Origin of the sequence: Hyphomonas sp. L-53-1-40 (genome assembly GCF_000682775.1) — a bacterium.
In the GTDB taxonomy this organism is placed as follows: domain Bacteria; phylum Pseudomonadota; class Alphaproteobacteria; order Caulobacterales; family Hyphomonadaceae; genus Hyphomonas.
The window spans coordinates 67253-83067 of record NZ_AWFI01000017.1; the positions used below are offsets into that span (position 1 = coordinate 67253).

At 60.3% G+C, this 15815-nt stretch carries 16 protein-coding genes; 11 read left to right on the forward strand and 5 right to left on the reverse strand.

All coding sequences use genetic code 11. The annotated features are described in order from the left end of the window. Window positions 1-36 precede the first annotated feature (36 nt). The 5 genes from mreC to L53_RS12400 all read left to right on the forward strand — a co-directional run bounded on the left by mreC (window position 37) and on the right by L53_RS12400 (window position 6062). Window positions 37-906: a rod shape-determining protein MreC gene (gene mreC, locus L53_RS16515; protein ID WP_051607917.1), complete on the forward strand. Its 870-nt coding sequence runs from the start codon at window positions 37-39 to the stop codon at window positions 904-906. Between the two features lies 1 nt (window position 907). Next, entirely contained in the window at window positions 908-1456 is a 549-nt protein-coding gene (locus L53_RS12385; RefSeq protein WP_034815904.1) for a hypothetical protein, read from the forward strand. Beyond that, a complete protein-coding gene (gene mrdA / locus L53_RS12390) occupies window positions 1453-3393 on the forward strand; it encodes a penicillin-binding protein 2 (protein WP_034815906.1) in 1941 nt (646 codons plus the stop codon). Before L53_RS12385 ends, mrdA begins: the two co-directional genes overlap by 4 nt. Beyond that, entirely contained in the window at window positions 3390-4598 is a 1209-nt protein-coding gene (gene rodA, locus L53_RS12395; RefSeq protein ID WP_233347800.1) for a rod shape-determining protein RodA, read from the forward strand. The genes mrdA and rodA overlap by 4 nt, the downstream gene beginning before the upstream one ends. A gap of 78 nt (window positions 4599-4676) precedes the next feature. Continuing rightward, a complete protein-coding gene (locus L53_RS12400; RefSeq protein ID WP_034815909.1) occupies window positions 4677-6062 on the forward strand; it encodes a sodium-dependent transporter in 1386 nt (461 codons plus the stop codon). A 292-nt stretch (window positions 6063-6354) separates the two neighbouring features. On the opposite strand, the gene pip is transcribed toward L53_RS12400, so the two are convergent. Beyond that, entirely contained in the window at window positions 6355-7344 is a 990-nt protein-coding gene (gene pip / locus L53_RS12405) for a prolyl aminopeptidase (protein WP_034815912.1), read from the reverse strand. A 113-nt stretch (window positions 7345-7457) separates the two neighbouring features. Between pip and L53_RS12410 the strand changes: the two genes are divergently transcribed. Then, window positions 7458-8075 carry a hypothetical protein gene (locus tag L53_RS12410; protein WP_156947916.1) on the forward strand — a complete coding sequence of 206 codons (618 nt, stop codon included), beginning with the start codon at window positions 7458-7460 and terminating at the stop codon, window positions 8073-8075. Here the strand turns inward: L53_RS12410 and L53_RS12415 are convergent. Together L53_RS12415 and L53_RS12420 are read right to left on the reverse strand one after the other, a co-directional pair. Further along, the gene (locus tag L53_RS12415) at window positions 8072-8428 is read right to left on the reverse strand and encodes a DUF423 domain-containing protein (RefSeq protein WP_034815917.1); all 357 of its coding nucleotides are present in this window, start codon (window positions 8426-8428) and stop codon (window positions 8072-8074) included. The two genes, L53_RS12410 and L53_RS12415, sit on opposite strands and share 4 nt — an antisense overlap. Continuing rightward, window positions 8425-8853: a PaaI family thioesterase gene (locus tag L53_RS12420; RefSeq protein WP_034815921.1), complete on the reverse strand. Its 429-nt coding sequence runs from the start codon at window positions 8851-8853 to the stop codon at window positions 8425-8427. The genes L53_RS12415 and L53_RS12420 overlap by 4 nt, the downstream gene beginning before the upstream one ends. 107 nt (window positions 8854-8960) lie before the next feature. On the opposite strand from L53_RS12420, the gene L53_RS12425 reads away from it, so the two are divergent. Further along, entirely contained in the window at window positions 8961-10073 is a 1113-nt protein-coding gene (locus tag L53_RS12425; RefSeq protein WP_034815924.1) for a hypothetical protein, read from the forward strand. Here L53_RS12425 and dgcA read toward each other — a convergent pair. Then, window positions 10070-11053, reverse strand: coding sequence for an N-acetyl-D-Glu racemase DgcA (gene dgcA, locus L53_RS12430; protein WP_051607918.1), 984 nt, complete (start codon window positions 11051-11053; stop codon window positions 10070-10072). The genes L53_RS12425 and dgcA overlap by 4 nt on opposite strands. Window positions 11054-11142: 89 nt before the next feature. Here dgcA and L53_RS12435 point away from each other — a divergent pair, with 89 nt between their 5' ends. From L53_RS12435 to L53_RS12450, 4 genes are read left to right on the forward strand one after another with little or no spacing between them, the layout of a single operon-like run. After that, entirely contained in the window at window positions 11143-12270 is a 1128-nt protein-coding gene (locus L53_RS12435) for an ABC transporter permease (protein WP_034815927.1), read from the forward strand. Then, entirely contained in the window at window positions 12267-13031 is a 765-nt protein-coding gene (locus L53_RS12440) for an ABC transporter ATP-binding protein (RefSeq protein ID WP_034815930.1), read from the forward strand. Before L53_RS12435 ends, L53_RS12440 begins: the two co-directional genes overlap by 4 nt. A gap of 17 nt (window positions 13032-13048) precedes the next feature. After that, entirely contained in the window at window positions 13049-14008 is a 960-nt protein-coding gene (locus L53_RS12445) for an MlaD family protein (protein ID WP_034815932.1), read from the forward strand. After that, a complete protein-coding gene (locus L53_RS12450; protein WP_034815935.1) occupies window positions 14009-14605 on the forward strand; it encodes an ABC-type transport auxiliary lipoprotein family protein in 597 nt (198 codons plus the stop codon). Window position 14606: 1 nt separating this feature from the next. Here the strand turns inward: L53_RS12450 and L53_RS12455 are convergent, their stop codons facing one another. Further along, window positions 14607-15812: an acyl-CoA dehydrogenase family protein gene (locus L53_RS12455; RefSeq protein ID WP_034815938.1), complete on the reverse strand. Its 1206-nt coding sequence runs from the start codon at window positions 15810-15812 to the stop codon at window positions 14607-14609. Window positions 15813-15815 lie beyond the last annotated feature (3 nt).

Below are 15815 nucleotides of genomic sequence, written 5' to 3' on the forward strand. Positions count from 1 at the left end.
GAGCTGACAGGGGTAATTTCGCAAGGGAACTGGCCAATGGCGCGCCTCGGCCGATCAGGATCGAAGAGTCAGAAACGCTCTCCCAAGCGTCTAATCCTCGGTGTGTTCATTTTCGGCGCGATTGCGCTCGTCCTGGCCCAGTCCGCTCCGCAAATTCGCACGCTTTTCAATCCCGTTCGCACGACTGTTGGTGACCAGCTAGGCGGCAATGAGGGTTTCAATGCCTGGGCATGGGTGACCGGCCAGGCCAAGCGCGAGCGACGAATCAAGGAACTCGAAGCCGAAGTGCGAAATCTCTCGCGCTACAAGGCCGCCGCCATTTCAATGGCTGAGCGCCTCGAAGCGTATGAGGAAATCCTCAACCTGATGGGCGAGCCACCGGCACGGGGCGTGACTGCGCGGGTGACCGCAGAGAATGACGGACCGTTCGCGCAGACTATTCTGGCCAATGCGGGCCGTGCGCAGGGCGTCGAGCCCGGCGCGGTAGCCCTGAACGAGGGGGGGCTGGTCGGCCGCGTCATTCAACTCGGCGAGTACTCTTCTCGCATCCTCCTGATCACCGACTTCAACAGCCGTGTCCCTGTCATGGGCGAAGTCAGTGGCGTGCGGGCCATTCTCTATGGTGGCCGCGATGGCCTCGGCAGCCTGACGGATTTGCCGGAGCGCGATGATTTTGTCGAAGGCGAACGTATCCTGACCTCCGCCGAGGGTGGCGCTTTCCCGCGGGGACTGATCGTGGGTGAGGTTCGCAAGGTTGGTGATGACTGGCGGGTCAAATTCTCGATGGCAGAGCGTGACGGCGGCTATGTCCAGATGATCCCGGCCCCAGAGATACGCAAGCCAATGGAGCTTGAGGTGGAAGATCCCACTATTGCTGCAAGCCCGGCACAGGGGGCGCGCCAATAGGATGTCGCGCTCTGCTCCCCGCAACAAGAAAAGCCTGTGGTCGCAGACCGGCCCGACGCCCCGTCTCCTGTTCGGGGCGTTTGCCATTGCGGCCATCGGACTGCTCGGCCTGACACCGCGCGAAATCTTCGGCTTCTCGATCGCTTGGCCCTATGCAGCATTATGGGGCGCGGTTGGCTGGGGCAGGGTGGGCCTGTCGCTGCGTCCGATGATCCTGTTGATCATTTTTGGCCTCGTGCAGGATGTAACATTTCACGCGCCGCTCGGGTGTTTTGTCATCGTCAACCTGCTCGCCTACGGTGCCAGCACCGCAATTGCTGATATGTTCGATGTCATGAACGAACCTCTTGTCGCGATCATGTCGCCCGTCCTGCTGTTTTCTGGAGCTTTCCTCATCCTGTGGCTCATGGCGTCGACGCTGGAAGACCATCCCGTCCGCGTGGTGCCGCTGTTTGCGTCCTTGCTTACAACCGGGCTCGCCTATGCCGTGCTCCAGAAAATGTTCGATCTTGGCCGCAGGCCGGGTGAACTTGCGGGGCAGGCCGGATGAGCAAGAAGACCGCCGATCTCGATTTCGCGTTTACACGCCGCACCGCAATTGCCGGGGCTGCGGGTGGCCTTGTATGGGCCGGCCTGATTGCGCGCCTGTTCCAGCTGCAGATCCTCGATCAGGAACGCTATCAGGCACAGGCCGAGGCCAACCATATCAAGCTGCAACTCGCCCCGCCGCAGCGCGGGCGAATCCTTGATCGGTTTGGACGGCCGCTGGCTTCGCACCGCCGAGCGGGCCGCATCTCGATCACACCGGAACAGACTGACAATCCAGAGCATACGCTCGCGCAGATCGCCGCGCTGATTGAGCTGCCGGATGAGCGGCTCGAACGCATAGCCAACGAGATCCGCCTCAGCCGTCGCCGCAATGCCGGCTTCGTACCCGTCACGGTCGCGCACGAGCTGACCTATGAAGACTTTGCGCGCATGAACGTGCATGCGGCGGAGATGCCCGGTGTGAATGTCGAAATGGCGCTAACGCGGTCCTATCCGCGCGGACGCGATTTCGCGCATGTGCTGGGCTATGTCGCACGCGCCAGCCAGGATGATCTCGTTCGGCTGACAGGCGACATGACGGACAAGGAAGCCGAGACGCTAAAGACCATGTTCCGGCATCCGGACATGCGGACAGGCCGTCAGGGCATGGAGCGCTTTGCTGAAGAATGGCTGCGCGGCAAGCCTGGCTACCGCAAGCTGGTGACCAATGCGCATGGCCGCGTGATCGAGGAAATTCCGGACGAACGGCTTGCGCCAACGCCCGGCAAGGACCTGTTCGTCACCATCGACTCAGACCTGCAACGCGTCGCGATTGAGCGCTTCGAGGGCGAAAGCGGTGCGGCCGTTGTGATGGATGTGGAGAGCGGTGACGTGCTGGCCATGGTCTCCACGCCTGCTTTCGATCCGAATGATTTCGTCAATGGCATCTCGACCGCCAATTATTCCGAACTGCGCGACGATACACGCTCGCCGCTCTATCCGCGTGCGCATGGCGGTGTCTACCCGCCGGGATCAACGTTCAAAATGGTCGTCGCGACAGCCGCGCTGGAAGCTGGCGCGGTCAAGCCAACCGACCGGGTCCATTGCAACGGCTATTACCATTTCGGCAACCGGACCTGGCATTGCTGGAAAAAGGGTGGCCATGGCTCGGTGAATTTGCACACGGGCATCAAGGGCTCGTGCGATGTCTATTTCTACGAGATCGCTCGCCGTACAGGCGTCGACAAGATTGCCGAAACCGCGCGCAAGTTCGGCTTTGGTCAGGATTGGGTGCTAGGCATGACGGGCGGTCGAGGCGGCCTCGTCCCGGATCGCGAGTGGAAGCAACGCGTCCGCAAGGAAAACTGGTATGAAGGTGAGACGCTGAATTTTGGCATCGGTCAGGGCCAGCTTGGCACCACGCCATTGCAACTTGCGCTGATGACGGCGCGGATTGCGACCGAGGGCAAACCGTTCAAGCCGCGAATGATTGGTATCGGACCGCAGTCGCAGGACGATCATACGCTGGATGCGCCGCTCGACCCGGAAGTCATGAAGCTGATGAAGGCAGGCATGTATGGCGTGACCTCCGAAGGCGGCGGCACGGCCTATCGGTCCGGCGATCTTGGCCTTGGCGGTCCGCGCCTGGCGGGCAAGACTGGTACTGCGCAGGTGCGCCGTATTACCCGCGAGGAACGCCTCAGTGGCGTGCGCTCGGGCAGCGAGATTGCCCGTGAGCTGCGCGACCACGCCTTGTTTGTCGCCTATGCCCCGGCGGACAATCCCAAATACGCGATTTCGGTCGTCGTCGAGCATGGGGAAGGGGGCTCACGCACCGCTGCGCCAGTCGCGCGCGACATTCTGCATTTCGCCCTCAAGACAGATAGCCGCCGCAAACCGTCCTATTCGCAAAGCGCGTCGCTGCCGACCTCCATGACCGATGCGGGAGAGCCGACATGAACCGTGAAGGGTTTACCGGCTTCTCGCGCGGCGAAGCGCGGACGCGCACGGCAACCTCTCTCAATTTTGACAATCAGGGTCCGCTGAACAAGTTGATGCGGCTGCCCTGGGGCTTTATCTTGCTGATCGCGGCGATGGCGCTGACAGGCATTGCGATGCTATATTCTTCAGCGCACACCAATCCTGCCGAAGCGCATCTCTGGAAGTTGCAACTGGTGCGTTTCGTTGTCTGCTTCTTCATGATGATCGGGCTGGCCATGCTGCCGCTGTCTTGGTGGATGCGGTTGGCCTTTCCTGCCTATGTCGGCACGATTGTGCTGCTCATCCTCGTGGAAGTCATGGGCGTTACGGGCGGCGGTGCACAGCGCTGGCTGCAGATCGGGCCGGTTGCGGTGCAGCCTTCGGAATTTGCGAAACTTGCCGTCACAATGGCGCTCGCGCGATATTACCAGATGGTCCTGCAACCCCAGACCGGTCGCGTCATGGTTCATCTGGGGGCGTTGGCGATTATCCTCCTGCCAGCGGCGCTGATTTTCAAACAGCCCGATTTCGGCACGACGCTGGCTCTGGTCGCTTCAGGCGGTGTGGTTATCTTCCTGGCGGGCCTGTCAGTTCGCGTGATTGGCACCGGCATCATCGGCGGCATCGCCTCGGTCTGGCCGATCTATCAGTTTGTGCTGGCACCTTATCAGCGCGAGCGCGTCGACACGTTCCTCGCACAATTGTTTGGCGGCGCGACCAATGCACTGGGCGAAAGTTACCAGATTGAACAAGGCAAGATCGCCATCGGCGCTGGCGGCCTCAATGGGCGGGGGTTCCTTCAGGGCATCCAGTCTCAACAAGACTATGTGCCTGAACAACATACCGACTTCATTCTCACGGTGATCGCAGAAGAGTTTGGCTTTCTTGGTTCGACCGCGCTGCTCGTCGGCTTTGCAGTGCTGCTGGGGTGGTCGCTCTATAGTGCGGCGCGCTCGGTGAGCTGGTTCGGCCGTCTCGCATCTGCGGGGGCTGTCGCAACCATCGGCTTTTATATCGTGTTCAATGTGGGCATGGTGTTGGGCTTGTTGCCGGTGGTTGGAATGCCCTTGCCATTGATCTCTTATGGCGGCACAGCCATGCTGACGACCATGGCGTGCTTCGGGCTCATCATCGCGGCGCATATGCACCGTGACGAGAAACTGACAGCCCGAGGTCTATTTTAGCACTAAAACATAACAGTCGTTGATTTTTGTTTCGCCGAAGATAGGTTCGCGCAAAACTTGTACCCGGGGAGAGGGCGTATGGCAGGAGAAATTGGCCGCAAGACGGACCATTGGGGTTCGCGCTTCGGTTTCATCATGGCGGCGGTCGGCTCGTCCGTTGGCCTCGGCAATTTCTGGCGTTTTCCATTCACCGCAGGGGAGAATGGTGGTGGCGCCTTCATTATCATCTATCTGTTTTGTGTCCTGTTCCTGGGCCTGACCGTGCTGATGGCGGAATATGCGCTCGGCCGGAAGTCGGGCATGTCGGCCATTGAGGGCATTCACTCTCTGGCGAGAGCCGAGAATAAGAGTGAGAACTGGCAGGTCGTTGGCTGGATCGGATCGCTCGGCGCCTTCTTTATCCTGACCTTCTACATCGTTATTTCAGCCTGGGTGCTTGCCTTCATCCCGCAGGCATTTGGGGGCACCTTCAATGGCTTTGCCGCCGAGGCCGCCCGCCTGACGGCGGAGACTGGCACTACTGTTTCAATTGCGGATGTGTCGGCTAGCAATTTCGGTGAAACGATCAGCAACAAGTACGTGATTGGTGGCCTGCTTGCGGCCTTCCTGCTGACAAATGTTTTTGTGGTGGCGCGCGGCGTGAAAGGCGGCATCGAAAAGGCTGCAACCGTGCTGATGCCTGCCTTCTTCATCCTGCTGATCGGGATCGTCGGTTTTGCGTTGGTTGAAGGCGATGCGGGCGCAGCCGCCGATTTCCTGCTGACCCCTGACTTCAGTGAAGTGACCATGGGCACGTTCCTTGAAGCGGTCGGCCAGGCCTTCTTCTCGCTGTCAGTCGGCTCCTGTCTGATGATTACTTATGGCGCCTATCTCAGCCGCGATACAAACATTCCGCGTGCTTCGGCGATCGTGGCCAGCGCGGATACGATGGTGGCACTGATTGCGGGCTTCGCGATCTTCCCGATTGTCTTCGCATTCGGCGCAGACCCTGCGGGCGGTCCCGGCCTGTTCTTTGTGTCCATGCCGATTGCATTCAGTCAGATGGGCGCACTGGGCGTCTGGGTTGGTGGCGCCTTCTTCCTGCTCGCTCTGTTTGCGGCGTTCACGTCATCCATCTCCTTGATGGAAGTTGGCGTGGCATGGTTGGAAGAACGTGAAGGGGTCACGCGCCCGGGCGCGGCCATGGGCATCGGTTTCATGCTGTTCATGATCGGCATGGGCTATGTCTATTCCACCGACTTCATCGACTTTGCAGACATTATCACCGGCAACATCATGCTGCCGCTCTGCGCGCTGCTGTTGGCTGTGTTTGCGGGCTGGATTGTCAGTCGCGAGATGCTGACGACCGAACTGGGCGAAGGTACGATCATGAACCTCTGGCGCTTCATGTGTCGCTGGATCGTGCCGCCGGCGCTGGCCTTCATTCTGGTGCTGGGCACGCTGACCAAGCTTGGCGTGATCTAGACGACGCGCCAAGCATGCGAAGACATCGGATTGAGGGGGCGGTTATCCGCCCCCTTTTTCATGCAACCATTTCAGTTCTTGCCGGACCAATCCGGCAGCGGCGCGGGCATGGCATTCTGCCCCTGTCTCCAGCTGTGATGCTCAGCGCGGTTGGTGGGAGTTGCGGTCGCCCATGGCCGCCGGGTCGCACCCTGATACTTCCCCAATACCCAAGACTGCGTGGCTTGAAATATCTTCCGCCCGCTACATTTATCGAAAAACCCGGAAGGCGATGCCTGTCCGGCCATTGGCGCTAGGACTTCAGTTGGCCTGCATACATGTCGGCCAAGTCATCCGTGGCCTGAATGAGCTTGTCGACAATACCTGGCTCCATCGAGGAATGACCGGCATCGGGTATGATATGGAGATCAGCTTTCGGCCATGCCTTGGACAGCGCCCATGCGGTCGACAGTGGCGTAACCACATCGTATCGCCCATGTACGATAGTGCCTGGAATGTCCTTCAGCTTGGTCTCGGCCTCGTCCAGCAACCAGCTATCATTCGCGAAGAAACCACGATTGACGAAATAGTGGCATTCAATGCGCGCGAACGCGTCGACGAAATCATCTTCATTGAAGCGGGCAGGGGTCGTGGTCGGACCCTTGATGGACAGGGTTTCGCCCTCCCAGCGCGACCATGCGCGCGCGGCTTCCACGCGAACCTGCCGGTCCTCCCCTGTCAGGCGGCGATGGAAGGCCATCAGCAGGTCGTCGCGCTCGTCTTCCGGGATCGGCTTGATGTACCGGTCATAAGCATCCGGGAACAGACGGCTGGCGCCGGATTGGTAGAACCACTGGATCTCCGCCTTCGAGACGAGGAAGATGCCGCGCAGGACAAGGCCCAGCGTGCGGTCGGGATGTGTGACGCCATAGGCCAGCGAAAGGGTCGACCCCCACGAGCCGCCAAAGACGACCCATTTGTCGATCCCGAGCATGTCGCGAATCGACTCCATGTCGTCGATCAGGTCCCAGGTCGTGTTTTCGCGCAATTCCGAGTGCGGGGTGGAGCGGCCACAGCCGCGCTGGTCGAACAGAATGATGCGATATTTGCCCGGATCGAAGAAACGCCTCATTTCTGGGCTAGAGCCGCCTCCGGGGCCTCCATGGACGGCAATGACGGGAATCCCGCTCGGATTCCCCGATTCTTCCCAGTAAATCTCGTGGATTTCACTGACTCGCAGCCGTCCAGAGCGTCTGGATTCCAGTCTCGGGAACAAAATGCGGCGGTTTGGGCGTCTGTTCATGCAGTCTTCACCTATTTTCAGTCAAATTCACAGCCATTACTGGACTTGGTCCAATTGCGTCCGTAAACATTATTACAGGTGTGGTCCCAATCAGGTGTGCAGGTGGCTGTCAAATGCGTAGTATAGTTCTGGGTGTATCCCTATGCCTTTTGGCGGGGTGCGCAACCGTCTCGATGGTACCCGGTGAGGCGTCGGTGGAAACCAGCCTTACGCAGTCCCAATCTGCCTTGCGCAAAGTATCAGCCGACTATTGTGCGGACGCTGTGAAGAATGGCTGGATCGAAGCAACAGGCGGCCTTGCCGCATTTGCGTCCACGCTGATCAACGGAAAATCCGATAGTGACGATAGCCGGGACTATGCGTCCCGCATCGGAGCAAAGTCTGATGCCCCCTCGCTTGTGCTTGCCCGCATCGTGTCGGACGCACAGGCCGCCCGCACCGGTCTGGCAGATGTCAGCCGCGAAGCCCGCGATGTGCTGCAGTCCGGCAAGGAAGATACCGCCAGCCGCGCTGACGTGATGAGCTATGAGCGGGCACTGGTTCGCGCGCAGATGGCCTATCGCAATTTCCAGGGTGCCATGGGTGAAGTGACTTCACGCCCTGACATGGACATGGATGTGGCGCCGGTTGACCGTGAGCTCAAATCCTTCGCCGATACGATTGATGACGCGCGTGAGACGGCTGATGGTCTGGCCGACAAGTACGCCTCGCTGAGCCGGTCGACGAGCTAGGCTTTCCGGGCGGCCCACGCGCAGCACGCCCACCCCACCAGATATGATATGCCGCCGATCGGCGTGATCGCGCCAAACCAGCGCGGCGCGCCGAGCGCCATCGCATAGAGCGAGCCGGCGAACACAATCGTCCCGAATACGAACGCCCAGCCGGCTTTGCGCACAAGGCCCGTCTTCGCATGGAGCGAGATGGCGAGCGCCGCGGCCGCGTGGGGCAGGGCATAGAGCGTGGCGGTGTGCCACCAGTCGAGCCCTTCAGGGGTCAGCTGGCCGTCCAGCGCATGGGCGCCAAATGCGCCCAAGGCGACGGCAAGAAAGCCCGTGAGGGCCGCGAAGATGCCCAACCGGTTCATGCCATGCCACTCGGCTGGCGCGGGATGGCATAGGTGACGACGGCATGGCTGGAGGGCTTTTCAGCGCCCTCGATCCGCACATCGACATCCATGACCGCCAGTGCCTGTCCGATCTTCATGATGCGCGCATCGGCGACCACGACGTCTCCGATACAGGGACGCAGGAAATTGATGCTGAGATTGCTGGTCACCGTCATCGGCTCATGTCCTGTCTTCGTCATCACCGCCATGTAGGCTGCGGAGTCGACCAGAGCCATTTGAGTGGGTCCGGAAATATAGCCACCAGGGCGAAGGTGTGAGGAGTCGGCAACAAGTCGCATCACAGCGCGACCGTCTTCCATCGAAACGACTTCGCTGCGATTGTCCTGGGTCTCGAATGCCCCTTTGAGAAATGTGTTGGCTTCTTCCGCCGTCATCTTGGTCATCTAAATGGAGCCTCCCTTGGCGTCACGTCTTGAACCGCGTGTCTCTGTCGTTCACCCTACTTGCGGGACGTTGCCCGCCAAGAGGTAACGCGAAGGAAGGAAATGATATGCTGACCGCCGGAGACGAGTACCCGATTCACCAGACGCCAGAACCCATCGCCTTTTCCGGCTCAGACCGGAATTTTTATGACCGGTTCTTTTTCAATGGCTATTCCGCCGATGGCGAGACTTTCTTCGCGGCGGCGATGGGCATTTATCCGCATCTGAACATTATCGACGCGGCGGTGTCGGTCCTGCGTGGTGGCAAGCAGCATTCGGTTTTCTTTTCCCGTCCCCTCAATATGGAACGGATGAACACATATGTCGGGGGCTTCTCGGTCGAAGTGGTTGAGCCGCTGAAGCGTATCCGATTGAAAGTTGAAGAAACCGAAGGCATCGCGCTTGACCTCGAGTTCGAGGGCAGGGCCTTTCCGATCGAGGAACCTCGCTTCACACGTCGGCAGGGGCCGCGCATGTTGATGGATGTTACCCGCATGACTCAGAATGGGCGATGGTCTGGCAAGTTGCGCCTTGATGGACAGGAAATCACCGTGTCGCCAGACAGTTGGACGGGCACGCGTGACCGCAGCTGGGGCGTGCGCCCGATCGGCGCGCAGGATACCCAGCCGCTGATCCCGCCATTGCCGCCGCAGTTCTACTGGATCTGGACTCCGACGAATTTCCCCAACCTCTCAATGTTCTATCATGTGAACCATGATGAAGCGGGTGAGGCATGGAATACGCGCGCGGTACTGGCCATGGATGGCGCTGGGCAGGGTGAGCTTCTCCATCTCGACAAACCGCACATGGACATCAATTACACGCCGGGCACACGGCGGATGAAATCAGCCAAGCTGCATCTAGAGGATGGGCAGGGAAATCCGCATACGGTGAGTTTCGAGCCGTTCGGCACCTTCCTGATGAAGGGCATCGGTTATGGCCATCCTGAGCGCAAGCATGGCTCCTATCATGGCGACCAGCTGTCGGTCCTGCGCGAGGACTATGAGCCTGAGAAGATGTCTTGGCAACAGCCTGAAAATCTCCACATCCAGGCGATTGCCCGCGCGCGGCACGAAGGGCCGAACGGCTTGTCGTCCGAAGGTATCGGCGCCTTCGAACAATTGTTCATGGGGCCTCATGCCCCCAGCGGTTTCAGGGATATTCTCGACGGGGCGGCCTAGCCCCAGAGTGCTGATGTTGGTGGGCTGACCATGCCGTCCGAATAGGTCAGGCCATGCGCGATGTCTTCGGACAACCAGAGCGGGCCGTCCAGGTCTGCCGCGTCAGCGAGGCCGGCCAGTAGAACGGCGGGCGCCATCGACAATGATCCGCCTACCATGCATCCGATCAGGACACCAAGTCCGCTTTCACGTGCGGCGCGGACCGTGCGAATAGCTTCTGTAAGCCCGCCGGTCTTGTCGAGCTTCACGTTGACCGCATCGTAGCGGCGGGCGAGTTCCTGGATTTCGGCGCTCGTATGGGCGCTTTCGTCTGCGCATACGGATACTGCGCCGGGCCGCCGTAGCAAGGCCTCGTCATTGCCAGCCGGAAAGGGTTGTTCGATCATGACCACGCCCAGATCTGCGGCACGCTTTACGATGGCAGGGAATTGTTCTGGCAGCAGCCCTTCATTGCCATCCACGATCAGGCGGGCATCGGGACGGGCCGCATGAACCGCTTCGATCCGATCGAGGTCTTCCGGTCCGCCAAGTTTCAGCTTCAGCAAACGGCTGGGCGTTGAGCGCGCGGCCTCGGCCATTGCGTCCGCCGTGTCGAGGCTGACCGTAACCGCAGTCTCGATGGGCTTGGGTTCGGGAAGGCCCGCCAGTTTCCAGACCGGTGTGCCGGTCAGTTTTGCTTCCAGATCCCACAAGGCGCAGTCGACGGCGCACCGGGCTGCGCCGGCGGGCATGGCGGTCTGCAAGGCCTCACGGCTGAGACCGCCTTCGATCTGAGCCCTAAGCGCTTCGATGGCCGCATGTACCCCGGTCTGGGTTTCGCCATAGCGCGGGTAGGGCACGCATTCACCCCGCCCGACCGCCTCGCCCTGGCGGAGGGTGACGCGAATTGTGTCCGCGCTGGTCTTGGCGCCGCGTGAAATGGTAAACGCCGTCTTCAGGGGTGAAGAAACATCAGTAATTTCAAGTGTTCGCTGGCCCATGTATGGTCCCAATAGGTGAAATTTGAACAATCATGCTTTTCAGGTCTTAAGCATGTTTGGATAGGGTGGTCAGGTAGAAAAGTATTTGAATGGCGAACCCTAGCATCCCCGAATTCGCGCTGGAAACCAGCGGCGAACAGACCGTCCTCCGTGTCGTGGGAGACTGGACCGTGCGCACGGTTCAAGCCGTGGACGACGGTTTGCGTGATTTGGAGGCCCATGAGGGCGCGCTTGTGTTGGACGCTGCTGCGCTCGGCAAGCTCGACACCGCCGGCGCCTTTGTCATTGACCGCACGCTGCGACAATTGTCAGAAACGCCCGCCCGGATAGAGGGCAACCATCCCAACGCCGAAAACTTGATCAGCCAAGTCCACGCCGTAACCGATGTGGAAGAGCCGAAGCGCCCGCCGCATGGCGGACTGGTCGATATGCTGGAGCGGACCGGTCGCGGTTTCATGAACATGCTGGGCGAAGCCAAGGACACGTTGGCATTTCTCGGTGAGACGCTGGTGACGACGTTCCGGCTTGTCCTGACCCCCTGGAAGTTGCGCTGGACCTCCATTGTCTCTGTGCTCGAAGAGGCCGGTCTCGATGCGATGCCAATCATCGCGTTTCTCTCTTTCTTTGTCGGTATGGTGGTGGCCTTTATTGGCGCGACCACCCTGCGCGACCTGGGCTCTGAAATCTTTGTGGTCGAACTGATCGGTTTTGCCATGCTGCGTGAGCTTGGGGTCATCATGACCGGCATCGTTCTGGCGGGGCGGACCAATTCCTCGTTCACAGCGCAAATCGGCACGATGAAGATGCGCCAGGAAATCGACGCCATGCAGACACTCGGTCTGAAGCCGATGGATGTGCTGGTCGCGCCGCGTATCATTGCGATGGTTGTGGCAACGCCGGTACTCGCCTTTGTGGGCACGCTTGCAGGCATTGCGGGCGGCGTAATGGTTGGCTGGCTGGCACTCGACATCAATCCGGCACTCTTCCTTGACCGTCTTCAGTCGAACGTGCCGTTGGACCAGTTCTGGGTTGGCATGTCCAAGGCTCCGGTGTTTGGGTTCGTGGTGGCGCTTATTGCCTGCCGTCAGGGCCTGAATGTGGGTGGCAGCGTCCAGTCGCTTGGCAGCAAGACAACCACATCGGTTGTGCAGGCCATCTTCTCGATCATCGTGATCGATGCCCTGTTCGCCATCTTCTACATGGAGATGGGCATTTGACCGACGATATCATCATCCGCGTGCGTGACCTGAAGACCGCCTATGGGTCTCATGTCGTGCATGAGCATCTTGATCTTGATATTCGTCGCGGCGAGATCATCGGCGTCATCGGCCCATCAGGTTGTGGCAAGTCAGTGCTTCTGCGCGCCATCACTGGCCTGAAGGAACCTTCGGCTGGCAGTATTGAAGTGTTCGGCAAGCGATTGGAGACACTCGACCCGGACGAGCGCGCCGCCGTGGAGCGCAGCTGGGGCGTCATGTTCCAGGACGGTGCGCTGTTCTCCAACCTCACCGTGCGCGAGAATGTCATGGTGCCCCTGAAGGAGCACACCGACCTCTCGCCGCAGCTGTGCCGCGAACTGGCGGATATGAAAATTCTGATGGCGGGTCTGCATGTGGATGCCGGTCCAAAATTCCCGTCCGATCTGTCAGGTGGCATGCGCAAGCGCGCGGCCCTTGCACGGGCCTTGGCGCTCGACCCGGAACTCCTGTTTCTGGATGAACCCACCGCCGGGCTCGACCCGATCACAGCGGCCAATTTCGATGCGCTCATCCGACAGCTGCAACGCGCATTGGGCCTGACGGTCTTCCTTGTGACGCATGATGTGGATACGCTGCAGGCAACTTGTGACCGGATTGCCGTGTTGGGCGAGAAACGCGTGCTGGCAGTCGGCACAATTGATGAATTACGGGCCTTCGATCATCCGTGGGTCCAGGAATATTTCGGAGGTCCGCGTGGGCGGGCCGCGACGGGACACTAGAAGAGGACCCGGAGACGATGGAAACGCGAGCGAATTACGCCCTGATCGGAGCATTCGTCCTGATCGCCACGATGGCCGTGGCGGTGTTTACGCTGTGGCTGGGCCAGTCCCAGTTCCGGCAGGATTTTGAAGCGTATGATATTGTCTTCGAGGGACCGGTCTCGTTGGAGCAGGGGGCTTCGGTGCGCTATATCGGCATCAAGGTGGGCGAGGTCTCCTGGGTGCGGATCGACCGGGGCGATCAGTCCAAGGTGCGGGCCCGCATACGTGTGGACGCGGAAACCCCTGTGAAAGTGGATTCTACGGCCTCTATCCAGCTGGCTGGCATTACGGGCATCACATTTGTTCAGATCACGGCAGGGTCACCAAAAGCGGCGCCCCTGCGTGCGCGACCGGGTCAGCCCGTGCCTGTCATCAAGGCTGAACGGACACAACTCGACGAAATTTTTGCCGGTGGCGCCGAAGTGCTCGGCAAGGCCAACCGGACCATTGAGCGGGTGAACCTGATCCTCACAGATGAGAACATCGAGTCCCTGTCAGCCACGATCCGCAACATCGAAACGCTCAGCGGGCAACTCGCCGCCTCCGATGGCACGATGGCGCAAGCGACCCAGACGCTAAAAGATGTGTCGGCGGCGAGCGCGCGCTTTGAAGCGGCCTCTGCGTCGCTGGAATCCTTCGGGACAACTGCGGACAGCCAGATGACCGAATTCGGCTCACAGGCAAATGCGCTGGTCGCCGAAATTCGCGAAGTGGCTGCCACTGCGAACAAGGCGGTGGAGCAGAGTAATCTCGCGGTACTTGCGGCGACAGACGCCATCGAAGGCCCGGCCACGGGCGCGCTGGTTGACGCGCGCCTAGCCAGCCGGGATTTGCGCCTGTTGATCAACCGCCTCGACCGGGTTGCGCGTGAATTGGAACAAAACCCCCAAGGCTTTGTGGTCGGTGACCCGGCCCCATATGAGGAGAGCCGCTAGATGATCCGTGTTCTTATGACTGGCCTTGCGGCCTGCAGCCTCGCAGCGTGTGTGTCTGTCTTGCCAGAGCCGAAGGTGCCTCAGGGCCTCTATCGCTTCGCGCCGATGGAAACGGCCTACGACCTGGATGCGTCAGTTCTCATTCGTGAGCCGGATGCGTCACGCCTCGTAGCCGGTCGGGCGATCGCGGCAGAAGATTCCAGTGGTGCGCTACGTTTGGTGCCGAACGTGGAATGGACGGATTCCTCGACACGCCTGATGCAGATGGCGATGCTGGATGCGTTGCAGGGGCAGGGCGCAGGCAAGGCGATTGCGCCCGAGACGGGGGCTACCGCGCCCTATGAGCTTTCCTGGCAGGTAACGGATTTCACCTTGTCCGGTACGACCGGGCGGTGCCGCGTACGTGCAACGCTCATGGACGGTGGATCGCGAGATGTGTTGGACCAGGTTGTGGTCTCGAATTCTGCCAGTGCCAATGGCGGGTCCAATGCGGACCGTGCCAAGGCGCTGGGCGAAGCAGGCCGGGCCTGCGTGAACGATGTGGCGGCCTTTGTCAGCCAGTACATCAACGTTCACGCAGACGCGCCTGAGGCTTGATCTAGCCGCTTTTCATCTGGTCGAACGCAATGTCCTTGTCCACGCGGACATCCTGGGGCAGGCCCAGAACGCGTTCGGCGATGATGTTTTTCAGGATCTCATCCGTGCCACCTGCAATGCGCAGGCCGGGGGCCCACATGAAGCTTTGCTGGAAGATGGCATCGGCTGGCATGCGATCTGAATCCGTCAGGATGCCGTAATGGTCCTGCATCTCGATGGCCGAGTTACAAATGTCCTGAAGGTGGTTGGCGGTGATGATCTTGCCGATCGAGTTTTCCGGTCCCGGGGTCTGGCCGCGTGAAAGGGCCGTCTGAGTGCGGAACTTGGTCAGCTTGTAGCCTTGCGCGGCAACATACCAGTCGGCCAGTTTCTCGCGGAAAGCCTGATCAGACATGGTGCCGGCTTCCTTGGCATAGGCCATGATCTCCGCCCAGTCCGGGCCAGGGGAACCGCCCACGGCAAGGCGCTCGTTCATCAGTGTGACGATGGCCACTTTCCAGCCCTGACCGACTTCGCCGAGACGGTCGGAATCCTTGATGCGGACATCCGTGAAGTAGACTTCGTTAAACTCGCGACCACCAGATGCCTGGTGGATCGGGCGCACTTCGACGCCAGCCTGTTTCATGTCCACGATGAACATGGTCAGGCCCTTGTGCTTCGGCACGCTCGGGTCGGTCCGGGTCAGCAGGATGCCGTAATCGGAATAGTGTGCGCCGGAGGTCCAGACCTTCTGGCCGTTGATGACCCATTCGTCGCCATCCTTGACGGCGCGGGTCTTCAGGCCCGCAACATCAGACCCGGCAGACGGTTCGGAAAAGAGCTGGCACCAGATTTCCTCGCCCTTCATTGCCTTGCCGACATAGCGCTTCTTGTGCTCGTCGGAACCGAACGCGATGACGGTCGGGATGCACATCCCGAGGCCGATGGTGAAGGGGCCGGTCGGCGCGTCGAACTTGCCTTCTTCCTGGTTCCAGATGACCTGCTGCATCGGCGTGCCGCCGCGCCCGCCGATCTCTTTCGGCCAGGTGATCTGGGCATAACCGCCTTCGGATTTTGTCTTCTGCCATTGCTTGGCAAGTTTCATGAATTCGCTGCCGTCCACGCGCTGACGCAGCGGCTTGTCGCCCTTGGGCTCGAGATGCTTGCCGAGGAAAGCGCGAGCTTCGGCGCGGAATTCGGCTTCTTCTTTGGTGTCATTGAAGTCCATGAG

Coding starts and splice junctions, on each gene's coding strand:
- mreC (WP_051607917.1), top strand. CDS start 37: ATGGCGCGCCTCGGCCGATCAGGATCGAAGAGTCAGAAACGCTCTCCC.
- L53_RS12385 (WP_034815904.1), top strand. CDS start 908: ATGTCGCGCTCTGCTCCCCGCAACAAGAAAAGCCTGTGGTCGCAGACC.
- mrdA (WP_034815906.1), top strand. CDS start 1,453: ATGAGCAAGAAGACCGCCGATCTCGATTTCGCGTTTACACGCCGCACC.
- rodA (WP_233347800.1), top strand. CDS start 3,390: ATGAACCGTGAAGGGTTTACCGGCTTCTCGCGCGGCGAAGCGCGGACG.
- L53_RS12400 (WP_034815909.1), top strand. CDS start 4,677: ATGGCAGGAGAAATTGGCCGCAAGACGGACCATTGGGGTTCGCGCTTC.
- pip (WP_034815912.1), bottom strand. CDS start 7,344: ATGAACAGACGCCCAAACCGCCGCATTTTGTTCCCGAGACTGGAATCC.
- L53_RS12410 (WP_156947916.1), top strand. CDS start 7,458: ATGCGTAGTATAGTTCTGGGTGTATCCCTATGCCTTTTGGCGGGGTGC.
- L53_RS12415 (WP_034815917.1), bottom strand. CDS start 8,428: ATGAACCGGTTGGGCATCTTCGCGGCCCTCACGGGCTTTCTTGCCGTC.
- L53_RS12420 (WP_034815921.1), bottom strand. CDS start 8,853: ATGACCAAGATGACGGCGGAAGAAGCCAACACATTTCTCAAAGGGGCA.
- L53_RS12425 (WP_034815924.1), top strand. CDS start 8,961: ATGCTGACCGCCGGAGACGAGTACCCGATTCACCAGACGCCAGAACCC.
- dgcA (WP_051607918.1), bottom strand. CDS start 11,053: ATGGGCCAGCGAACACTTGAAATTACTGATGTTTCTTCACCCCTGAAG.
- L53_RS12435 (WP_034815927.1), top strand. CDS start 11,143: ATGGCGAACCCTAGCATCCCCGAATTCGCGCTGGAAACCAGCGGCGAA.
- L53_RS12445 (WP_034815932.1), top strand. CDS start 13,049: ATGGAAACGCGAGCGAATTACGCCCTGATCGGAGCATTCGTCCTGATC.
- L53_RS12450 (WP_034815935.1), top strand. CDS start 14,009: ATGATCCGTGTTCTTATGACTGGCCTTGCGGCCTGCAGCCTCGCAGCG.
- L53_RS12455 (WP_034815938.1), bottom strand. CDS start 15,812: ATGGACTTCAATGACACCAAAGAAGAAGCCGAATTCCGCGCCGAAGCT.